The organism is Streptomyces sp. NPDC048420 (genome assembly GCF_040651535.1).
Lineage (GTDB): Bacteria > Actinomycetota > Actinomycetes > Streptomycetales > Streptomycetaceae > Streptomyces.
In genome coordinates, this window is sequence record NZ_JBEZKG010000002.1 from 1 (window position 1) to 19,053 (window position 19,053).

The 19,053-nt window shown below is 69.4% G+C and carries 15 protein-coding genes and 1 pseudogene; 7 read left to right on the forward strand and 9 right to left on the reverse strand.

All coding sequences use genetic code 11. The features are described 5' to 3' along the window. The 4 genes from kdpB to AB0D34_RS02690 form a co-directional block, all read right to left on the reverse strand. Positions 1-1,519, reverse strand: a 1,519-nt coding sequence (gene kdpB / locus AB0D34_RS02675) for a potassium-transporting ATPase subunit KdpB (protein ID WP_362655414.1), incomplete at its 3' end; no start/stop codon positions are given. Next, positions 1,516-3,180, reverse strand: coding sequence for a potassium-transporting ATPase subunit KdpA (kdpA, locus tag AB0D34_RS02680; RefSeq protein ID WP_362655416.1), 1,665 nt, complete (start codon positions 3,178-3,180; stop codon positions 1,516-1,518). The genes kdpA and kdpB, both read right to left, overlap by 4 nt. Before the next feature lie 7 nt (positions 3,181-3,187). Beyond that, the gene (gene kdpF / locus AB0D34_RS02685; RefSeq protein WP_016434100.1) at positions 3,188-3,277 is read right to left on the reverse strand and encodes a K(+)-transporting ATPase subunit F; all 90 of its coding nucleotides are present in this window, start codon (positions 3,275-3,277) and stop codon (positions 3,188-3,190) included. Positions 3,278-3,503: 226 nt separating this feature from the next. Then, on the reverse strand, positions 3,504-5,345 hold the full coding sequence (locus AB0D34_RS02690) for an APC family permease (RefSeq protein WP_362655418.1): 1,842 nt from the start codon (positions 5,343-5,345) through the stop codon (positions 3,504-3,506). Between the two features lie 228 nt (positions 5,346-5,573). Here AB0D34_RS02690 and AB0D34_RS02695 point away from each other — a divergent pair, with 228 nt between their 5' ends. Then, positions 5,574-6,104 (forward strand): hypothetical protein, encoded by a 531-nt coding sequence (locus AB0D34_RS02695; protein ID WP_362655421.1) that lies wholly within the window; start codon positions 5,574-5,576, stop codon positions 6,102-6,104. Between the two features lie 161 nt (positions 6,105-6,265). Here AB0D34_RS02695 and AB0D34_RS02700 read toward each other — a convergent pair. From AB0D34_RS02700 to AB0D34_RS02720, 5 genes and pseudogenes are all read right to left on the reverse strand, one after another. Beyond that, positions 6,266-6,537 (reverse strand): annotated as a pseudogene (locus AB0D34_RS02700) (histidine kinase); the annotation flags it as partial. A gap of 307 nt (positions 6,538-6,844) precedes the next feature. Then, the gene (locus AB0D34_RS02705) at positions 6,845-7,288 is read right to left on the reverse strand and encodes a PIN domain-containing protein (RefSeq protein ID WP_362655423.1); all 444 of its coding nucleotides are present in this window, start codon (positions 7,286-7,288) and stop codon (positions 6,845-6,847) included. Further along, a complete protein-coding gene (locus AB0D34_RS02710; RefSeq protein WP_362655425.1) occupies positions 7,285-7,551 on the reverse strand; it encodes a CopG family transcriptional regulator in 267 nt (88 codons plus the stop codon). The genes AB0D34_RS02705 and AB0D34_RS02710 overlap by 4 nt, the downstream gene beginning before the upstream one ends. Before the next feature lie 582 nt (positions 7,552-8,133). Further along, complete coding sequence (locus tag AB0D34_RS02715) at positions 8,134-8,577, reverse strand: hypothetical protein (protein ID WP_362655428.1); 444 nt, start codon at positions 8,575-8,577, stop codon at positions 8,134-8,136. A gap of 138 nt (positions 8,578-8,715) precedes the next feature. After that, on the reverse strand, positions 8,716-9,762 hold the full coding sequence (locus AB0D34_RS02720) for a LacI family DNA-binding transcriptional regulator (protein WP_362655431.1): 1,047 nt from the start codon (positions 9,760-9,762) through the stop codon (positions 8,716-8,718). A 480-nt stretch (positions 9,763-10,242) separates the two neighbouring features. Between AB0D34_RS02720 and AB0D34_RS02725 the strand changes: the two genes are divergently transcribed. From AB0D34_RS02725 to araB, 6 genes are all read left to right on the forward strand, one after another. After that, a complete protein-coding gene (locus AB0D34_RS02725; RefSeq protein WP_362655434.1) occupies positions 10,243-11,598 on the forward strand; it encodes an extracellular solute-binding protein in 1,356 nt (451 codons plus the stop codon). A gap of 96 nt (positions 11,599-11,694) precedes the next feature. Further along, entirely contained in the window at positions 11,695-12,690 is a 996-nt protein-coding gene (locus tag AB0D34_RS02730; RefSeq protein WP_362655437.1) for a sugar ABC transporter permease, read from the forward strand. Further along, positions 12,687-13,589, forward strand: coding sequence for a carbohydrate ABC transporter permease (locus AB0D34_RS02735; RefSeq protein ID WP_362655440.1), 903 nt, complete (start codon positions 12,687-12,689; stop codon positions 13,587-13,589). The genes AB0D34_RS02730 and AB0D34_RS02735 overlap by 4 nt, the downstream gene beginning before the upstream one ends. 57 nt (positions 13,590-13,646) lie before the next feature. Next, positions 13,647-15,152, forward strand: a complete 1,506-nt coding sequence (locus AB0D34_RS02740; protein WP_362655442.1) for an alpha-N-arabinofuranosidase — start codon at positions 13,647-13,649, stop codon at positions 15,150-15,152. 105 nt (positions 15,153-15,257) lie between these two features. Beyond that, positions 15,258-17,303: an RICIN domain-containing protein gene (locus tag AB0D34_RS02745; protein WP_362655445.1), complete on the forward strand. Its 2,046-nt coding sequence runs from the start codon at positions 15,258-15,260 to the stop codon at positions 17,301-17,303. A gap of 94 nt (positions 17,304-17,397) precedes the next feature. Further along, positions 17,398-19,053: a ribulokinase gene (araB, locus tag AB0D34_RS02750; RefSeq protein ID WP_362655448.1), complete on the forward strand. Its 1,656-nt coding sequence runs from the start codon at positions 17,398-17,400 to the stop codon at positions 19,051-19,053.

A 19,053-nucleotide genomic window follows, 5' to 3' on the forward strand; every position in this document is an offset into this window, starting at 1 on the left:
AGTCGTCGACGCCCGCCTCCTCGGCGATCGCCTTGGCCGTCAGCGGGTTGTCACCCGTGATCATGACGGTCTTGATGCCCATGCGCCGCAGCTCGTCGAACCGCTCGCGCATGCCCTCCTTGACGACGTCCTTGAGGTGGATGACCCCCAGCACCCGGGCACCGTCGGCGTCCTCGACCGCGACCAGCAGCGGGGTGCCACCCGCCTCGGAGATACGGTCGGTCAACCCCCGTGCGTCCTGGGCGACTTCACCGCCCTGCTCCTCCACCCAGGCGATGACCGAACCGGCCGCACCCTTACGGATCTTGCGCCCCTCGACGTCCACTCCGGACATCCGGGTCTGGGCGGTGAAGGCGATCCACTCGGCGCCGACCAGCTCACGCTCGCGCAGCCCGTACTTCTCCTTCGCCAGTACGACGACGGAGCGGCCCTCGGGCGTCTCGTCGGCCAGCGAGGAGAGCTGGGCGGCGTCGGCCACCTCGGCCTCGCTCGTCCCGGCCACCGGCACGAACTCGGCGGCCTGGCGGTTTCCGAGCGTGATGGTGCCGGTCTTGTCGAGCAGCAGCGTCGACACATCCCCGGCGGCCTCAACAGCCCTTCCCGACATGGCCAGGACGTTGCGCTGGACGAGGCGGTCCATGCCGGCGATGCCGATCGCGGAGAGCAGGGCGCCGATCGTGGTCGGGATCAGGCAGACCAGCAGGGCGACCAGCACCACCATCGTCAGGTGCGTGCCCGCGTAGTCCGCGAAGGGCGGCAGGGTCGCCACCGCCAGCAGGAACACGATCGTCAGGGACGCCAGCAGGATGTTCAGCGCGATCTCGTTCGGCGTCTTCTGCCGGGCCGCGCCCTCGACGAGGTTGATCATCCGGTCGATGAAGGTCTCACCGGGCTTCGTCGTGATCTTGATGACGATCCGGTCGGAGAGGACCTTCGTCCCGCCGGTGACCGCACTCCGGTCGCCGCCGGACTCCCGGATGACCGGGGCGGACTCGCCGGTGATCGCCGACTCGTCGACGCTCGCGACACCCTCGACGACGTCACCGTCGCCGGGGATGACGTCGCCCGCCTCGCAGACCACCAGGTCACCGATCTTCAACGCGGTTCCCGGCACCTCGGTGCCGTCCACCAGCCGTGCCACGGTGTCGGTCTTGGCTTTGCGCAGTGTGTCGGCCTGCGCCTTGCCGCGGCCCTCGGCGACGGCCTCCGCCAGGTTGGCGAAGACGACCGTCAGCCACAGCCAGGCGCTGATGGTCCAGCCGAACCAGTCACCGGGGTCCTTGAAGGAGAACACCGTGGTCAGGACGGATCCGATCCACACCACGAACATCACGGGCGACTTCACCATCACCCGCGGGTCGAGCTTGCGGAAGGCGTCCGGCAGCGACTTGAGCAGCTGCTTGGGATCGAAGAGGCCCGCGCCGACACGGCCCTCGGGAGCCTTGTGACCCGTCGGCGCGTCCTGGTGGGGCGCAAGGGTGGGAGTGGACATCTCGCTGCTTTCGGTACGGGTGGTCATGACGCCAGCCCCTCGGCCAGCGGGCCCAGCGCGAGCGCCGGGAAGTACGTCAGACCGGTGATGATGAGGATCGCGCCCACCAACAACCCGGTGAACAGCGGCTTCTCGGTACGCAGGGTGCCCGCGGTCTGAGGCACCGGCTGCTGCTCGGCGAGCGACCCGGCCAGCGCCAGCACGAACACCATGGGCAGGAAGCGGCCCAGGACCATGGCCAGGCCCAGGGTGGTGTTGAACCACTGGGTGTCCGCGTTCAGCCCCGCGAAGGCCGAGCCGTTGTTGTTCGCGGCGGACGTGTAGGCGTAGAGGATCTCGGAGAACCCGTGCGCCCCGGAGTTGGTCATCGAGTTACCGGGCGTCGGCAGGGCCATCGCCGCAGCGGTGAAGACAAGCACCAGAGCCGGGGTGATCAGGATGTAGCAGGCGGCCAGCTTGATCTCACGGGTGCCGATCTTCTTGCCCAGGTACTCGGGCGTACGGCCGACCATCAGCCCGGCGATGAACACCGCGATGACCGCCATGATCAGCATGCCGTAGAGGCCGGACCCGGTACCGCCGGGCGCGATCTCGCCCAGCATCATCGACAGCATCGTGATCCCGCCGCCGAGCCCGGTGAAGGAGGAGTGGAAGGAGTCCACCGCACCGGTCGACGTCAGCGTCGTCGCCACCGCGAAGATCGACGAGGAACCGACCCCGAACCGGACCTCCTTGCCCTCGTACGCCCCGCCCGCGATCTGCAACGCCGGGCCGTGGTGGGCGAACTCGGTCCACATCATCAGGGCGGTGAAGCCGACCCAGATCGTCGCCATCGTGGCGAGGATCGCGTACCCCTGCTTCACGCTTCCGACCATCACGCCGAAGGTGCGGGTCAGGGAGAACGGGATCACCAGGAGCAGGAAGATCTCGAACAGGTTCGTGAAGGGCGTCGGATTCTCAAACGGGTGCGCGGAGTTGGCATTGAAGTACCCGCCACCGTTCGTACCGAATTCCTTGATCGCCTCCTGCGAGGCGACCGCGCCGCCGTTCCACTGCTGCGAGCCCCCCATGAACTGACCGACCTCGTGAATGCCGGAGAAGTTCTGGATGGCACCGCAGGCGACCAGCACGACCGCCGCGACAAAGGCGCCAGGCAGCAGAATCCGCGTCACCCCACGCACCATGTCGGCCCAGAAGTTGCCCAGTTCACCGGTCCGGGACCGCGCGAACCCGCGCACCAGCGCCACCGCCACCGCGATACCCACGGCCGCCGACACGAAGTTCTGCACGGCGAGCCCGGCGGTCTGCACGACGTGGCCCATGGCCTGCTCGCCGTAGTACGACTGCCAGTTGGTGTTGGTCACAAACGACACGGCGGTGTTGAACGCCTGGTCCGGGTCGATGGAGGCGAAGCCCAGCGAGCCCGGCAGCACACCCTGCAGCCGCTGCAGCAGGTACAGGAACAGCACACCGACGGCGGAGAAGGCGAGGACACCGCGCAGATACGCGGGCCAGCGCATCTCGGTGTCGGGGTTGGCGCCGATGCCCTTGTAGATCCACTTCTCGACGCGCCAGTGCTTGTCGGTGGAGTAGACCCTGGCCATGTAGTTGCCGAGGGGGACGTAGGCGAGGGCCAGTGCGCCTATGAGGGCGAGCAACTGGAGGACGCCGGCGAGTACGGGACCCATCTGTGTCTCAGAACCTCTCCGGGAAGATCAGGGCGAGGACGAGATAGCCCAGCAGGGCGACGGCCACGACGAGGCCGACGATGTTCTCGGCGGTCACAGCTTCGTCACCCCCTTGGCGACGAGGGCCACCAGCGCGAAGACCGCGATCGTGGTGACGACGAAGGCCAGGTCGGCCATCGCGAACTCCTAGAAGAGGTTCGGAAGAGAATCGGACAGACAGAGGAAACCCCGCCCCCGGCCGGAATCGGTCGGCCGTTGACGAGTCCCTTACGGCGGCCCCCACACCTTTGACGGGCCCCTTACGGCCCAGCCCTCCGCAACCCTCACATCAGGCGGAACCGCAGTCGGCAGATGACGGCGTCCGTCTCCCGCCGTACGGCATGGGCGACGACCGCCCCCCGCTGGTTCTGCAGCAGCCGCTGCCACAGCCGCTCCGGTTCCGCCTCCGGGATCAGCACCGTCACCCGGGTGGCGGGCTCGGCCATGGCAACCTCGCGGACGTAGGCGGCGATGGGGCGGCCCAGGCTGCGCCGCCCACACGACAGCCGCACGAGGGGTACTCCGGGGTCCCACTCGGCCCAGGAGCGCTCCAGGGCGTGCAGGGCGGCCCGGTCCTCGGGATCGGGGTAGCAGACGGTGACCGCGCGGACCTCGTCGCCCAGGGAGGCGGCGGCGGTGAGAGCCTCGGAGGTCAGCCGGGACAGCGAGGACACGGGCACGATCACCAGCGAACGCTCGCGGTGCGGAGGCTCGGGGATACGCCCCAGACCGAGCCGCTCGCTGATCCGCCCGTAGGCCCGATGGACGGCGACGAAGGCAGCGACCAGCAGCGGCAGCGCGATCACGACCAGCCAGGCGCCCTCCTCGAACTTCTCCACGGTGACGACGACCGTCGCCACGCCGGTGAGCCCGGCCCCGAAGCCGTTCAGGAGGGCCTTGCCGCGCCGTCCGGTGCCGCGCTCGGCCCGCCAGTGCCTGACCATTCCGACCTGCGCGATCGTGAACCCGACGAAGACACCGATGGCGAACAACGGCACAAGGGTGTTCGTGTCGCCGCCGGAGAACACCAGCAGCGCGGCGGAGACGGCGGCCAGGGCGAGCACCCCGTGCCGGTGGACCTGCCGGTCGGCCTTCAGCGCGAACACGTGCGGCAGGTAGTTGTCGCGGGCGAGCAGCTTCAACAGCACCGGCAGACCGCCGAAGGAGGTGTTGGCCGAGAGCGCGAGCAGGATCATCGTCGCGAACTGGATGACGTAGAAAGCCCAGTTGTGCCCGAGCGAAGCGTCCGCGAGCTGGGCGAGGACGGTGACGCCGTCGACCGGCTGGAGGTGGAAACGGCCGATCAGCACCGACAGTCCGATCAGCATCACACCGAGCACCGCCCCGAGGGCGACCTCCGCGCGCTGGGCCCGCTTGGCACGCGGGACGCGGAAGGACGGGACGGCGTTCGCGATGGCCTCGACTCCCGTGAGCGCGGCGCACCCGGAGGCGAAGGCCTTCAGCAACAGCAGGGCGCCGACAGTGGTGGCGTTGTCGGCGAGCGCGGAGGCATGCCCGTCGGCGGTGGCCGTGCTCACCGGCCCGGACCGGAACAGGCCCACGGCTATGAGCACGAGGATCGACCCGACGAACACCACGGTCGGCACGATGAAGATCCTGGCCGACTCGACGATTCCCCGCAGGTTGACGCCCGTGATCAGCACGAGCACCACCAGGCACAGCCACAGCCGGTCGTCGTAGAGGCCGGGGAAGGCAGAGGTCAGCGCGGCCACGCCGGCGGTGACGGCGACGGCCACGTTCAGGACGTAGTCGAGGACCAGCGAGGCGGCCGCGACCAGGCTCGTGCGCGCCCCTAGGTGCGTCTTGGCGACGGCGTACGAACCGCCACCGTCCGGGAAGGCCGCGATCACCTGACGGTACGAGGCCACCAGCACCGCGAGCAGTGCGGCGATGGCCAGCGTGACCGGCAGGGTGAAACCCAGGCCGTGCGCGCCCGCGGCGGCCAGCACGAGCACGATCGCCTCAGGGCCGTACGCCACCGACGCCATCGCGTCCAGGGACAGGGCGGCCAGGCCCGTCAATGCGGTGAGGCGATGCCGCTCGCCGGTATCCGGCGGCTCCTCGTCGGCGGGGATCGCGCCCGGCTCGTGGGTCAGGACGGACATCGGTGCGTGCTCCTTCTTCCTTTGTGCCGCGCATGAGGGCAGAGGCGTGCGCGGTGCACTCAGGGTGTGACCGTTTCCGGCCGGATCCGACGTCTCTTGGCGTCTCCTTCGCGCTGAACCGGCCGACTTTGACGGGTCCTTGACGGGTATGTGACACACGTGACAGAGACATCAGAGTCGCGTCAAAAGGCAGGCGAACGAGCCTTCCGCATCCTTACGGTCGCCGTCATGGGATGCCGCGACGGTGCGCGCGAACTCGCCGACAGCACGCACGACCTCCGCTGGGCACAGGACGTGCGGGACTCGGTGCGCTGCGCCGGAGTGCTCTTGGTCCTGCTGCTTCTGCTCGACTGGGGGACGGACCGACTCACATTCGGACGCGGCACGCTGTGGTTCGGCCTGGCGCTGCTGCTCTTCCTCGTGCTGTGTCCGGCCCGCGTCCGGGTCGGCGCGGACTGGCTCTCGATCCGTCGGCTGCTGCGCGAACGCCGGGTCCGCACCGACCTGTTGGTGTCCGTGCGCTGCCTCGACGGCATCTCGCAGCGGCTGTTGCTGCGGGACGCGCTCGGCGGACAGGTGGAGATCGACCCCGAAGTACTCGTACGGAACCCGCGGTTGTGGCTCCGGCTGGAGGCAGGGGCCCGGAAGTCGGCGGCGGGCGGCACGCTGCTGTACGGGGCGACCGCGTTGCGCCGCCTCGCCCGGCGCATCGACCACGAGACCGCCCGCGAGGTGTTCAGGGCGTCGGGGCTGGAGTGACGACGCAGGTCCTCGACGCCCCGAAGGCGCGCGGGGCTGTGCCGATGTGCGGCTGCCACCGCGGGCGCGACCAACCACGGTGGCGCCGCAGCCGAACGACTGCATGGCGCGCCCGCGCCCCGCGGCGGCGCGGCACCCGCTCGCCCCGCACCTCTACACCCGGCGCACTGCGGCCGACGGGCCAGCAGGGCGCCGAGGTCCATCTCCTCGAACTGTCCGCCGCGGTAGTCGCAGCGGGTCCGGGGGACGACCTCCAAACCGTCGAGCATGGCCTCGGTGCGCGGCCGGTCATGGCACTCGGCGAAGCCGACCACCACGTCCGCGCCCCGGGCGGCACGGCGCGCCCCTCGTCGAGCATCCGACAGGTCTTGCCCACACCCGGAGCAGCCCCGAGGTAGACCTTCAGTCGTCCGGGCCGTACGTCACCACTCATCGCCGCCGACGCGCTCCGCTCACTGGCTCAACTCCCGCAGAAGGCGGGTTGCCTCTTCCTACCGAAGCGCCTTCGGGGCCCGGCCGGGGCGTTCGTTAGCGCTTCCTTGGCGTCCGCTGCGGGGAACTTGACACTGCCTTGACGTCGGGCGGGCGGATAGGGTGAACGCGGTGTGCCGGGAAGTCTGGTCGGCGGAGGAGCCATGGCGGCTCCGTCAGGTCCGACAGGGCCTGTGGCCCCCAGGGGGACGGCATGCGCGGCGTAGGCACGGTTCTGGCACTGGTGGACACCCGTCCTGCGTCCTGGGTCAGAGCGGGAGGTCGTCGGGGAGTACCCGGAACGCCTTGTAACGGCCCAGCGGGCGTACGGCCCGGAAGTCTCGTCGGTCCAGCGTGAGGATCGCGTCCGTGTCGTAGTCGGCGGCGAGCGCGACGTTCACCGCGTCGGCGAGGTCGAGGTCCAGCGCGCGGTAACGGACACGGACGGACTGGGCCGCGCCCAAGCGGTCCTCCGTGATCTCCGGCAGGACGACACGGCCCCGGCTCATCCAGCGCCGCAGGTCGTCGACCGCGCTGAGGGCGGCCTCCCTGCCGAGCTCACGCGTCGCCACGTGATCCAGTTCGGCCAGCAGGAGCGGGGACATGACCAGCAGGCCCGCCGCCATGATCGCCTCGTTCGCCGCCCCATGTTCCGGATGAGCCGAGTCCAGCGCTGCCAGAAGGCCGGACGTATCGACGATGACAATGATCACGCGGCGGATCCGGAACCCGGGCCGGTCTCACGCCGGACGGCATCGGCCACCGTGTCGCGGACCTCCGACGTGGACGGCGTGCGCCCCGGCCCCTCGAAGGTGCGTGAGAACAGCGGCTCGTCCCAGACCCGATTTGCCATGGCCGCGAGATGGATGCCCTGGCGGATGATCTCGGCCTCGCTTATCCCCCGGCGCTTGGCAGCCTCCTTGATGATCGCCAGGTCTTCGGGGTCCGCGTAGACGTTCGTGCGCTTCATGGGCATGTACCAAGAGTAGTCCATGTACCGGATTGATGTATCCGCACATCTCCCCCGGGTCTCGCGGAGCGGGCTCAACATCTAAGCGGCTGCAGTGTCACCGAGCGGTCAAGTCAAAGCAATCGTCGTCCCTGCCCCGTCAGTGATCGGAAGTTCGTCTTGCGGTGGAGACCATCGCCCGACCGGTGGGTGTCGGCCGCGCCGAGCCGATAGGACCGCCAGTGGTCACAGGTTCTGCCGAAGGCCGCGCGTCATCGACTGCGCGAGCTGGCGCCGGCTCTCTGGCACCCTCCGAACCGAGGGCGTGCCCATGGCGTGCCCTTAAGACCGGAGGTCAGTGGCCTGGGGCTGGTTTCATGGGTGAGCCGTTGCTGCTCTGCCGACGGTGCCGCACGGCCTCCTGGACTGCGGCCCTCCCTTATCCGAGCCATGGTCGTCGCCGAGCACTCGGCCGGGGAGGGGCGGACGGCGTCGCTCGTGGCCACGGAGTCGATGCCGAGTGACAGCCGGAAGCCGACCTCCCACCGACGCAAGCGCAGCCACACACAGCCGCACCCCGGTCAGGACCGCTTCGCTCGTCCTGGCCTTCTAGGGGATCCTGACCGTGTACACACCGTTGGAGAAGTCCGCCGCCGTGGGCTTGACGGTCACGCCGCCGAGGGACTGGGTATACCCGGGCGCGTCGCAGTTGCCGCTCTCCCAGGCGGAGATGCCGTAGGTGGCGCCCGGGGTGATCTTGTAGTCGGTGGCAAAGATGATCCGGCCGTTGCCGCCGGAAGTGGTGCCGCCGCCCCACCCGCTCAGGCAGGTGACGGAGGTGCCGTCGTCGATCCGGAGACTGCCGAAGTACACGACGGAGTTGCCGGCCCCTCTGGCGGCCAGCGGTACGTCGGCGGTGAGGGAGGCCGTGGGGGCTGCGGACGCGGTGGGCGCTGCGACAAGGGCGGTGGCGCCGGTGAGGGCGAACAGGGCGGCCAACGAAGCGGAACGGGCCGTGCGGCGCGTGCGGCCGTGGGGGGACGTGAGGCGCATGCCGTCTGCCAATCAATCGAAGGATCGAAGGGTTGTCCAACTCTCAAGCAACTTGCGTGGCCAGTGTGCTCCGAGGGAATGCCGATACGGGACCCCGGTTTCGGCCATGTTCGAGCTCCGCCGCAACCCTCCGAATGCTCACACTCCGTCTGCCGCGCCCATCGCCTGCCGCCCCATCGTGCTGGCCCGCGCAATGAGCCGATGCGGAGCCCGAATCTCCATGCCGGGCACATGGGTCGAGCTGCGGATCCGCTTGAGCAGTCGCTCGACCGCCGTCTCGGCGATCATCTTCTTGTCCGGGGAGATGGTCGTGACCGGCGGGTTCGAGTAGCGGGCGTCCTCGATGTCGTCGTAGCCGACGACGGCGACGTCCTCGGGGACGCGCAGCCCGCGGGCGGCCAGTGTGTGCAGGGCGCCCAGGGCCACCAGGTCGCTGTAGCAGAAGACCGCGTCGGGCGGTTCCTCCAGGTCGAGCAGGTGGGCCATGGCGCTGGCGCCGTCGGAGCGGTTGAACCGCGGGGTGGAGATGACCAGTTCCTCGCGGACGGGAATCCCGGCCCACTCGTGGGCCAACCGGTAGCCCTGGGTGCGCAGTTGGGCCGCCTCACCGGTGCGGTAGGGCTGGTCGCCGATCGCGGCGACGCGGCGCCGGCCGAGGCCGAGCAGATGCTCGGTGGCCTCCCGGGAGGCGGTGACGTCGTCGATGCCGATGTGGTCGAAGCCGCCGTCGCTCACCCGCTCGCCGAGCACGACCAGCGGGAGGGTCGCGTCGCGTTCGCCCAGGTCGGACTGGGCCAGTCCCAGCGGGCTGAAGATGACGCCGTCGAACAGCAGTTGCTGGGAGCCGCGGCTGAGGAACGTCTTCTCGTGCTCCGCGTCGCCGTCGGTCTGGTCGATCAGGACGTTGTACCCCTGGACCCGCGCCGCCCGGATGATGCCCTGGGACAGTTCGGCGAAGTAGGGCGTGTCCAGGTACGGCACCACCACCGCGATCTGGCCCGAGCGGCCGGAGGCGAGGTTGCGGGCCAGGACGTTGGGCTGGTAGCCGAGCTCGTCGACGGCCTTCTGCACCCGGGCCCGCATGGAATCGGAGACCGCCGCGTAGCCGTTGACCACGTTGGACACGGTCCGGCTGGAGACGCCGGCGAGCGCCGCGACGTCGCGGAGCGTGACGCCCTTAGCCATATGCCACCTTCATCCCGGATGTCGCTTTCAGCGCTGAAAGTTTCCTTCGAGTTACCCCTTGCAGCGCGGCAAGTTCTCGGTTAACACTTTTGCAGCGCTGCAAAGCGTAGCAGAAGGGGGCCTGATCCAGCCGGGTCGGGAACCCAGGGACCGTGACGTCACCGCGTCGCGGACCGGATCGTAGGAGCCGCAGTGGGAAGAGCCACCACGCAGGGGCCGGGAGCCGCACCGGGCCTGACAGGGCTTCGCTCTTTACTCATGGTGGTCTGACAGCGCCCCCGCGCTGATCACCGAGCTGTCGCTCACTTCACCGACGTCACCCGCGCCCACCCTCCCGCGCCCGTCGACGTCCCCCCTCACCGAGCCGCGGTGCCGCACGCCCCGGCCCGTATACGACGGACCTCCGTGTGTCCGGCGTCCCTCCGCCTTGTCTTCCCCAGCCCTGCCCTGCCCTCGGGCACCACACCCAGGAGATCGCTCATGTCCTCCATCAGCAAGCCCACGTCCCGTTCGCTGCGTCGGACCGCGGTCGCGGCGACCTCCGCCGCCCTCGCCGGTGTGCTCCTCGCGGCCTGCGGGTCGGGCGGCGGCAGCGGCAGCGGCGCCACGGGCAGCGGCCCGGTGCACATCAAGGTGTGGGCCTGGTACCCGCAGTTCAAGCAGGTCGTGGCCGAGTTCAACAAGACCCACAAGGACGTCCAGGTCGACTGGGTGCAGGCGGGCGTCGGCCAGGACGAGTACACCAAGCTGAAGACCGCGCTCAAGGCGGGCCAGGGCGCCCCCGACGTCGTCATGCTGGAGTTCCAGGAGCTGCCCACCATCCAGCTCACCAAGGGCCTGCTCGACATGGGCAAGTACGGCGCCAACGACGACAAGGGCAACTACGTCGACTGGGCCTGGAAGCAGGCCTCCGACGGCGAGCACGTCTACGCGATCCCGGTCGACGGCGGCCCGATGGCGATGATGTACCGCGCCGACCTCTTCAAGAAGTACAACCTGAAGGTCCCGACGACCTGGGCGGAGTACAAGGAGGAGGCCGCCAAGCTGCACAAGGCCGACCCCAACGCGTACATGACCGACTTCGGCAGCGACGAGACGGCCGCCGGCTGGCGCCAGGGCCTGATGTGGCAGGCCGGCTCGCGCCCCTACACCTACTCGGCGAGCAAGCTGCCGGACATCGGGGTCAAGCTCAACGACGACAACGCCAAGAAGGTCTACGACTACTGGGGCGACCTGGTCAAGAACAAGCTGGTCGACACCCAGTCGTACGCCACCACGGACTTCTACAACGGCCTCAGCACCGGCAAGTACGCCACCTACATCGCGGCCGGCTGGGGTCCGGGCTACCTCTCCAGCGTCGCCAAGAAGACCGCGGGCAAGTGGCGGGTCGCCCCGCTCCCGCAGTGGACCGCGGGCGGCAACGCCCAGGGCGACTGGGGCGGTTCGAGCTTCTCGGTGACCACGCAGACCAAGCACCCCAAGGAGGCCACCCAGGTCGCCAGGGAGCTCTTCGGCACCTCCGAGGCGGCCTGGAAGATCGGCATCGACCAGGCCTACCTGTTCCCGCTGGCCACCCCGACCCTCGAGAGCGAGTACTTCAAGAACAAGAAGTACGACTTCTTCGGCGGCCAGCAGATCAACAAGGTGTTCGTGCCCGCGGCGAACGGCATCGGGGCCTTCGACTGGAGCCCGTTCCAGGACTTCGCCTACAACACCGACACCAGTGAGGTGGGCAAGGCCCTCCAGGGTCAGACCGACTGGTCGTCCGTGAACGACAACGTCCAGGACCAGGTGAGCTCCTACGCGGCCAAGCAGGGATTCAAGGTCAGCAAGTAACCGGCCCGAGTCCCCGACTCCCCCACTGCCCCCGCCGGCGCCCGCGCGTCGCACCGCCCGCCGGCGGGGGTTCCGCAAGACGCGCAAGGAGATGTGATGAGCCTGCTCCGACAGCAGGGACCCGCGACGGCCGCGCCCCCGAGTACCGTCCGCAAGAAGGGACTTCGCTCCCCTGTGACCGGATCGGGCGCGGGTCGCCGGAACGGACGGCAGTCCGCCCACGCCCGCCACCAGGCCATGGGCCTGCTGCTGATCACCCCGTTCGGGCTGCTCTTCGCGGCCTTCCTGGTGGCCCCGCTGGCGTACGCCTTCTGGCTGAGCCTGAGGACCTCCACCCTGGTCGGCGGTGACCACTTCAGCTGGTTCGCCAACTACCAGCAGACCTTCAGCGACCCGCACTTCCTGTCCGGTGTGCGCCGCGTGGCGCTCTTCGGCCTGGTGCAGATCCCAGTCATGCTCGGTCTCGCGCTGCTAGGCGCCCTCATCATCGACGAGGTCTCCAGCAAGCTCGCCAAGGTCTTCCGGATGACGCTGTTCATGCCGTACGCCGTCCCCGCGGTGATCGGCGCCCTGATGTGGGGCTTCCTGTACAGCCCCACCTTCGGCCCGGTGAACTCCCTCAGCCACGCCCTCGGCACCGGGAAGATCGACCTGCTGGGCCACAGCCTGATGCTGACCTCGCTCGGCAACATCGTGACCTGGCAGTGGACCGGCTACAACATGATCGTCCTGTACGCCGCGCTACAGGGCCTGCCCCGCGAGGTCTACGAGGCGGCCAAGCTCGACGGCGCGGGACAGATCCAGACGGCCCTGCGCATCAAGATCCCGATGATCTCCTCGGCCATGGTGCTCACGCTGATGTTCACCATCATCGGCACCCTGCAGTTCTTCACCGAGCCGCGGGTGCTGGAGCCGACGGCGTCCTCCGTGATCACCCCGGACTACACGCCGAACCTCTACGCCTACAACCTCGCCTTCCAGTACTCGGAGTTCAACTACTCCGCCGCCATCTCCTTCTCGCTCGGAGCGGTGGTCTTCATCGGCTCCTACATCTTCCTGTTCGCCGCACGCAAAAGGAGCGGACTGAAGTGACCACCGCCGCTGTCCCCGCCCCCGCCGTCGCCGCCCCGGCGTCCCGCCGTACGTCCTCCGTCCGAGGGCGCGTCACCGTCAACGCGGTGATGGTGGCGATGATCCTGTACTTCCTGATGCCGTTCTGGTGGCTGGTCGTCGCCGCCACCAAGGACAACGACGCCCTGTTCTCCACCGCCGCCCTGTGGTTCCACTCGCCGGGCGCCTTCTTCACCAACCTCCAGCAGCTGTTCACGTACAACGACGGCGAGTACCTGCGCTGGATGGGCAACACCGCGATCTACGCGGGCGTCAGCGGGGTCGGCGCCACCGCGGTGGCCACCTTCGCCGGGTACGCCTTCGCCAAGTACCGCTTCCCGGGCCGCAACCTGCTCTTCTCCAGCCTGCTCGGCGCCATCATGGTCCCGGCGACCGCGCTGGCCATCCCCACCTATCTGCTGCTGAGCAAGGTGGCGCTGACCAACACCATGTGGGCGGTCATCCTGCCCTCGCTGCTCAACCCGTTCGGCGTCTACCTGGTCCGGGTGTACGTCCAGGAGTCCCTGCCGGACGAGCTCCTCGAGGCGGCCCGGGTGGACGGGGCCGGTGAGCTGCGGGTGCTGTTCAACGTGGCGCTGCCGACGCTGAAGCCCGCGCTGGTGACCGTGCTGCTGTTCTCCATGGTCGGCACCTGGAACAACTTCTTCCTGCCGCTGGTCATGCTCAACAACGACAAGCTGTTCCCGCTGACCGTGGGCCTGCAGTCCTGGTACCAGGGAGCGCTGGTCCAGTCCGGCGCCAACACCCTGTTCACGCTCGTCATCGCGGGTTCCCTCGTGGCGGTCCTGCCGCTGATCGTCGCCTTCCTCCTCCTCCAGCGCTACTGGCGCGGCGGGTTGACCGTCGGAAGCCTCAAGTAAGCCCAGCCCCTCGCCTCTCGCCCCTCCCCCCTTCGCGCACCTCCCGGAGCGACCTCCATGCTGCACGCCTCCCTGACCGTCGACCCCGCCTTCCGCGTCGCCGACGTGAGTCCCCGTACCTTCGGCTCGTTCGTCGAGCACATGGGCCGCTGCGTCTACACCGGCATCTACGAGCCCGGCCACGCGTTCGCCGACGAGGACGGCCTGCGCCGTGACGTCCTGGACCTGGTGCGCGAGCTGGGGGTGACCGCCGTGCGCTATCCCGGCGGCAACTTCGTCTCCGGCTTCCGCTGGGAGGACAGCGTCGGCCCGGTCGCCGACCGCCCCACCCGCCTGGACCTCGCCTGGCACAGCACCGAGACCAACGCGTTTGGCCTGCACGAGTTCCAGCGCTGGGCCGAGAAGGCCGGCGTCGAGTCGATGATGGCCGTCAACCTCGGCACCCGGGGCGTCGCCGAGGCCCTCGATCTGCTGGAGTACTGCAACCACCCGGGCGGCACCGCCTGGTCCGACCAGCGCATCAAGAACGGCGCCACCGACCCCTTCGGCATCCGCATGTGGTGCCTGGGCAACGAGATGGACGGCCCCTGGCAGACCGGCCACAAGACCGCCCAGGAGTACGGCCGTATCGCCGCCGAGACCGCCCGGGCCATGCGCATGGTCGACCCCGGCCTCGAACTGGTCGCGTGCGGCAGCTCCAGCTCCTCGATGCCGACCTTCGGCGCCTGGGAGGCGACCGTCCTGGAGGAGGCGTACGACCAGGTCGACTACATCTCCTGCCACGCCTACTACGAGGAGCTCGACGGCGACCTCGGCAGCTTCCTGGCCTCCGGGGTCGACATGGACCACTTCGTCGAGTCGGTGGTCGCCACCGCCGACCACATCCGGGCCAAGCAGCGCAAGAAGAAGCGGATCAACCTCTCCTTCGACGAGTGGAACGTCTGGTACAACACCCGTTTCGAGGCGCAGGAGAAGCCCACCGACTGGGCCGTCGCGCCCCGGGTGATCGAGGACGAGTACAACGTCGCCGACGCCGTGGTGGTCGGCGGGCTGCTGATCAGCCTGCTGCGCAACAGCGACCGCGTCACCGCCGCCTGCCTCGCCCAACTCGTCAACGTCATCGCCCCCATCCGCAGCGAGCCCGGCGGCCCGAGCTGGCGGCAGACCACCTTCCACCCCTTCGCCCAGGCCGCCCGGCACGCCCGCGGCACGGTCCTGCGGGTGGAGCCGGTCGCGCCGACCTATGAGACGAAACGTTTCGGCGAGGTCTCCGTCGTGGACGCCGTGGCCACCCACGACGGCGACGAGCTCACCGTCTTCGCGATCAACCGGCACCAGAGCGACAACGTCGAACTCGCCCTGGACCTGCGGGCGTTCCCCGGTTACGTCCCGGTGGAGCACGCGGTGCTGAGCGACCCGGACATCCGCGCCACCAACACCCAGGACGACCCCGACCGGGTCCGCCCGTACGCCGCCGACACCGGTGCCATCACCGACGGGCGGCTCACCGCGAGCCTGCCGCCCGTCTCCTGGAACGTCGTCCGGCTGCGCCGCGCCGGCTGACGACTTCCCCTCCGACACCCGCCGCTCCCGTCTCCCCCCGTTTTCCCCGGGAGCGGCGGGCCCCGCACCATCCCCCTCTTCCCGGACATCTCTTGGGAGCCGCCCATGTCCACCACCAGGGAAGGCGCAGGACACCGCGCCATACCCCGCACCCAGGCGATCACGCTGCTGCTGGCCCTGCTCGCAGCCGCCGTCGCCCTCGTCCTGCCCACCTCCGGCCAGGCGCAAGCGATCTCCCGCGCCTCGCAGACCATGTACACCCCGCCGTCGAACGCCCCCTCGCCCGGCTCGCTCTACCCGCGCGCCCTCCGCCTGCAGAACAGCGGATCGTCCAACGGCACCCTGCTCGCCACCTTCGAGCAGTACAGCTCGGGCACCCCCGTCTTCCCGATCTACCGCAGCACGGACAACGGCAACAGCTGGAGCCAGATCTCCAGCATCAGCGACACCCACAACGGCTTCGGCAACCGCTACCAGCCGTTCCTGTACGAACTGCCCACGCAGATCGGCAACTTCCCGGCCGGCACGATCCTCGCCGCCGGCAACTCCATCCCGAACGACCTCTCCTCGACCGAGCTGGACCTGTACGCGAGCACCGACCACGGCGTCAGCTGGTCGTTCGTCAGCACCATCGCCACCGGCGGCGAGGCGGACCCCACCAACGGCAAGACCCCGGTGTGGGAGCCGTTCCTGATGGTGTCCGGCTCGAAGCTGATCGTGTACTACTCCGACCAGCGTGACCCGAGCTACGGCCAGAAGATCGTCCACCAGACCTCCACGGATGGCCTGACCTGGGGCTCCGTGGTGAACGACGTCGCCACCTCGACCTACGGTGACCGTCCGGGCATGCCGGTGATCGCCAAGCTGCCCAACGGCAACTACGTGATGACGTACGAGTTCTGGGGCGCCCCGGAGGGCGGCTTCGCCGTCTACTACAAGATCTCCTCCAACCCGGAGGCGTTCGGCTCCGCCACCGCCATCCCGCTCAAGGCGACCGACGGCACCCAGCCCAAGAGCTCCCCGTACATCACCTGGCTGCCGACCGGCGGCGCCAACGGCACCCTCGTGGTGAGCGCCAACAGCAGCGACGACCTGTTCCTCAACACCCAGAACGGCGCCGCGAACACCTGGACCCGGATCGCCTCCACGGTCCCCGGCGGTTACAGCCGCGGCCTGCTCCCGCTGGCCGACGGCCACAGCCTGCTGGTCCTCAGCGGTGGTCACCTGACCAGCACCGGCCTGAACCCGATCACCTACGGCACGATCGACCTGGGCGGCGGCATCTCGGACGGTGCCACCTACACCATGTCCAACGCCAACAGCCACCTGATGCTGACCATCGCGGGCGGCTCCACCACCAACGGTGTGGGCGCCACCCAGCAGAACGCCGACAACGCCACCGACCAGCAGTGGAAGTTCGTCCAGCAGACCTCCGGCTACTTCAAGATCTTCAACGTGGCCAGCAACAAGGTCCTCGGCGTCACCAACCAGTCCACCGCGAACGGCGCCAAGGTCGTCCAGTGGGACGACAACGGCACCCTGGACCACGAGTGGGCGATCGCCCCGAACCCGGCGGGCGGCTTCACCGCCACCAACCGGATCAGCGGCAAGTACCTGGAGATCCCCAGCGCCTCCACCACCGTCGGCACCGCCGCCGGACAGTGGTCCGACACCGGCTGCGCCTGCCAGCGCTGGGACCTCACCCAGACCGCCCTGCCCACTCTGTCCACCGGCCAGTACCGCCTGGTCAACAAGAACAGCGGCAAGTTCCTGGAGATCCCCGGCGCCTCCACCGCGACGGGCAAGCAGGCGGGCCAGTGGGTGAACACCGCCAACAACTGCCAGCTGTGGACCTTCCAGTCGCAGAGCGGCGGGGCGTGGACCGTGAAGAACGTCAACAGCGGTCTGTTCCTCGACAGCAACGGCTCGACCTCGGCCGGCGCGGCCGTCGTACAGAACGCCTCCTCCACCGCGAGCTCCCAGAAGTGGACGCTCACGGACGCGGGCGGCGGCTACTACAAGCTCGTCAACTCCGGCAGCGGCCTGGTGGCGGACGTCGCCTCGGCCTCCACCGCCAACGGCGCGCTGATCGTCCAGTCGGCGGACAACGGCGCCGATGACGAACTGTGGCAGGTCGTCCGGGTCAACTGACCCACCCGGGGGCCCGGTTCAGGCCGGGCCCCCGATCTTCTGCCCAAGATCCCGAACAGTGATCGCAATACCGAACAAGAGAGGTGGGCCCGCCATGCCCGAGGAACCCTGCGTCGTAGGCGTCGACTACGGAACGCTGTCCGGCCGTGCCGTCGTCGTCCGCGTCCGCGACGGCGCGGAGCTCGCGTCGGCGGAGCACGTCTACCCCCACGCGGTCCTGGACCGCGAGCTGCCCGACGGCACCCGTCTCCCCCCGGACTGGGCCCTCCAGGTCCCGTCGGACTACATCGATGTCCTGCGCATCGCCGTACCCGAGGCCCTCGCCCGTGCCGGAGTGGCGCCCGAGCAGGTCATCGGCATCGGCACCGACTTCACCGCCTGCACGGTGCTGCCGACGCTCGCCGACGGCACCCCGCTGTGCGAGCTGCCCGGTCTGAGCGACCGCCCCCACGCCTACGTCAAGCTGTGGCGCCACCACGCCGCCCAGGGCCAGGCCGACCGGATCAACGCGCTGGCCGCCGAGATGAAGGAGCCGTGGCTGGCGCGGTACGGCGGGAAGATCTCCTCGGAGTGGGAGTTCGCCAAGGCGCTTCAGCTCCTGGAGGAGGATCCGGAGGTCTACGACCGCACGGAGCGGTGGGTGGAGGCGGCCGACTGGATCGTGTGGCGGCTGTGCGGGACGTACGTCCGCAACGCCTGCACCGCCGGTTACAAGGGCCAGTACCAGGACGGCGTCTACCCGTCACCCGCCTATCTGGGCGCCCTGCACCCGGACTTCGCCGGTTTCGTCACCGACAAGCTGGACCAGCCCATCGGCCAACTCGGCGCCCCGGCCGGGACGTTGACCGCCGAGGCGGCCGCCTGGACGGGACTGCCCGAGGGCATCACGGTCTGCGTCGGCAACGTCGACGCTCATGTCACCGCCCCGGCGGCCGCGGCCGTGGAGCCCGGCCAGATGGTCGCCATCATGGGCACCTCCACCTGCCATGTGATGAGCTCCGACCAGCTCGGCACGGTGCCCGGCATGTGCGGGGTCGTCGACGGCGGCATCCTGCCCGGCCTGTGGGGCTATGAGGCCGGACAGAGCGGCGTCGGCGACATCTTCGGCTGGTTCGTCCGCACCGGCTTCCCCGCGGACTACGCCGAGAAGGCCGCGGCGGCCGGGCAGACCGCGCACGAGTACCTGACGGAACTGGCCGCCCGGCAGAAGGTCGGCGAGCACGGACTCGTGGCCCTGGACTGGCACAGCGGCAACCGTTCCGTCCTGGTCGACCACGACCTCAGCGGCCTGCTCATCGGCCAGACCCTGTCGACCCGCCCCGAGGACGTCTACCGGGCGCTGCTGGAGGCGACCGCCTTCGGCACCCGCACCATCATCGAGGCGTTCGAGACGGCCGGCGTACCGGTCGACGAGCTGATCATCGCGGGCGGGCTGACGAAGAACGCGCTGCTGATGCAGATCTACGCCGACGTCACCCGCCGTCCCCTCGGCGTCATCGGCTCCGCCCAGGGCCCCGCCCTGGGTGCGGCGATGCACGCGGCGGTCGCCGCCGGGGCGTACGAGGACATCCGGGCCGCCGCCCACGCCATGGGCAAGGTCCACCGCGGGGTCTACCTGCCCGACCCGGAGCGGGCGGCGGCCTATGAGCGCCTGTACGCCGAATACCGGGTGCTGCACGACTACTTCGGCCGCGGCACCAACGACGTCATGCACCGTCTGCGCGCTCTGCGCGCCGAAGCCTCTTCCTGA

Coding starts and splice junctions, on each gene's coding strand:
- AB0D34_RS02715 (WP_362655428.1), bottom strand. CDS start 8,577: ATGCGCCTCACGTCCCCCCACGGCCGCACGCGCCGCACGGCCCGTTCC.
- AB0D34_RS02730 (WP_362655437.1), top strand. CDS start 11,695: ATGAGCCTGCTCCGACAGCAGGGACCCGCGACGGCCGCGCCCCCGAGT.
- AB0D34_RS02695 (WP_362655421.1), top strand. CDS start 5,574: ATGGGATGCCGCGACGGTGCGCGCGAACTCGCCGACAGCACGCACGAC.
- kdpA (WP_362655416.1), bottom strand. CDS start 3,180: ATGGGTCCCGTACTCGCCGGCGTCCTCCAGTTGCTCGCCCTCATAGGC.
- AB0D34_RS02725 (WP_362655434.1), top strand. CDS start 10,243: ATGTCCTCCATCAGCAAGCCCACGTCCCGTTCGCTGCGTCGGACCGCG.
- AB0D34_RS02690 (WP_362655418.1), bottom strand. CDS start 5,345: ATGTCCGTCCTGACCCACGAGCCGGGCGCGATCCCCGCCGACGAGGAG.
- AB0D34_RS02740 (WP_362655442.1), top strand. CDS start 13,647: ATGCTGCACGCCTCCCTGACCGTCGACCCCGCCTTCCGCGTCGCCGAC.
- araB (WP_362655448.1), top strand. CDS start 17,398: ATGCCCGAGGAACCCTGCGTCGTAGGCGTCGACTACGGAACGCTGTCC.
- AB0D34_RS02710 (WP_362655425.1), bottom strand. CDS start 7,551: ATGCCCATGAAGCGCACGAACGTCTACGCGGACCCCGAAGACCTGGCG.
- AB0D34_RS02745 (WP_362655445.1), top strand. CDS start 15,258: ATGTCCACCACCAGGGAAGGCGCAGGACACCGCGCCATACCCCGCACC.
- AB0D34_RS02720 (WP_362655431.1), bottom strand. CDS start 9,762: ATGGCTAAGGGCGTCACGCTCCGCGACGTCGCGGCGCTCGCCGGCGTC.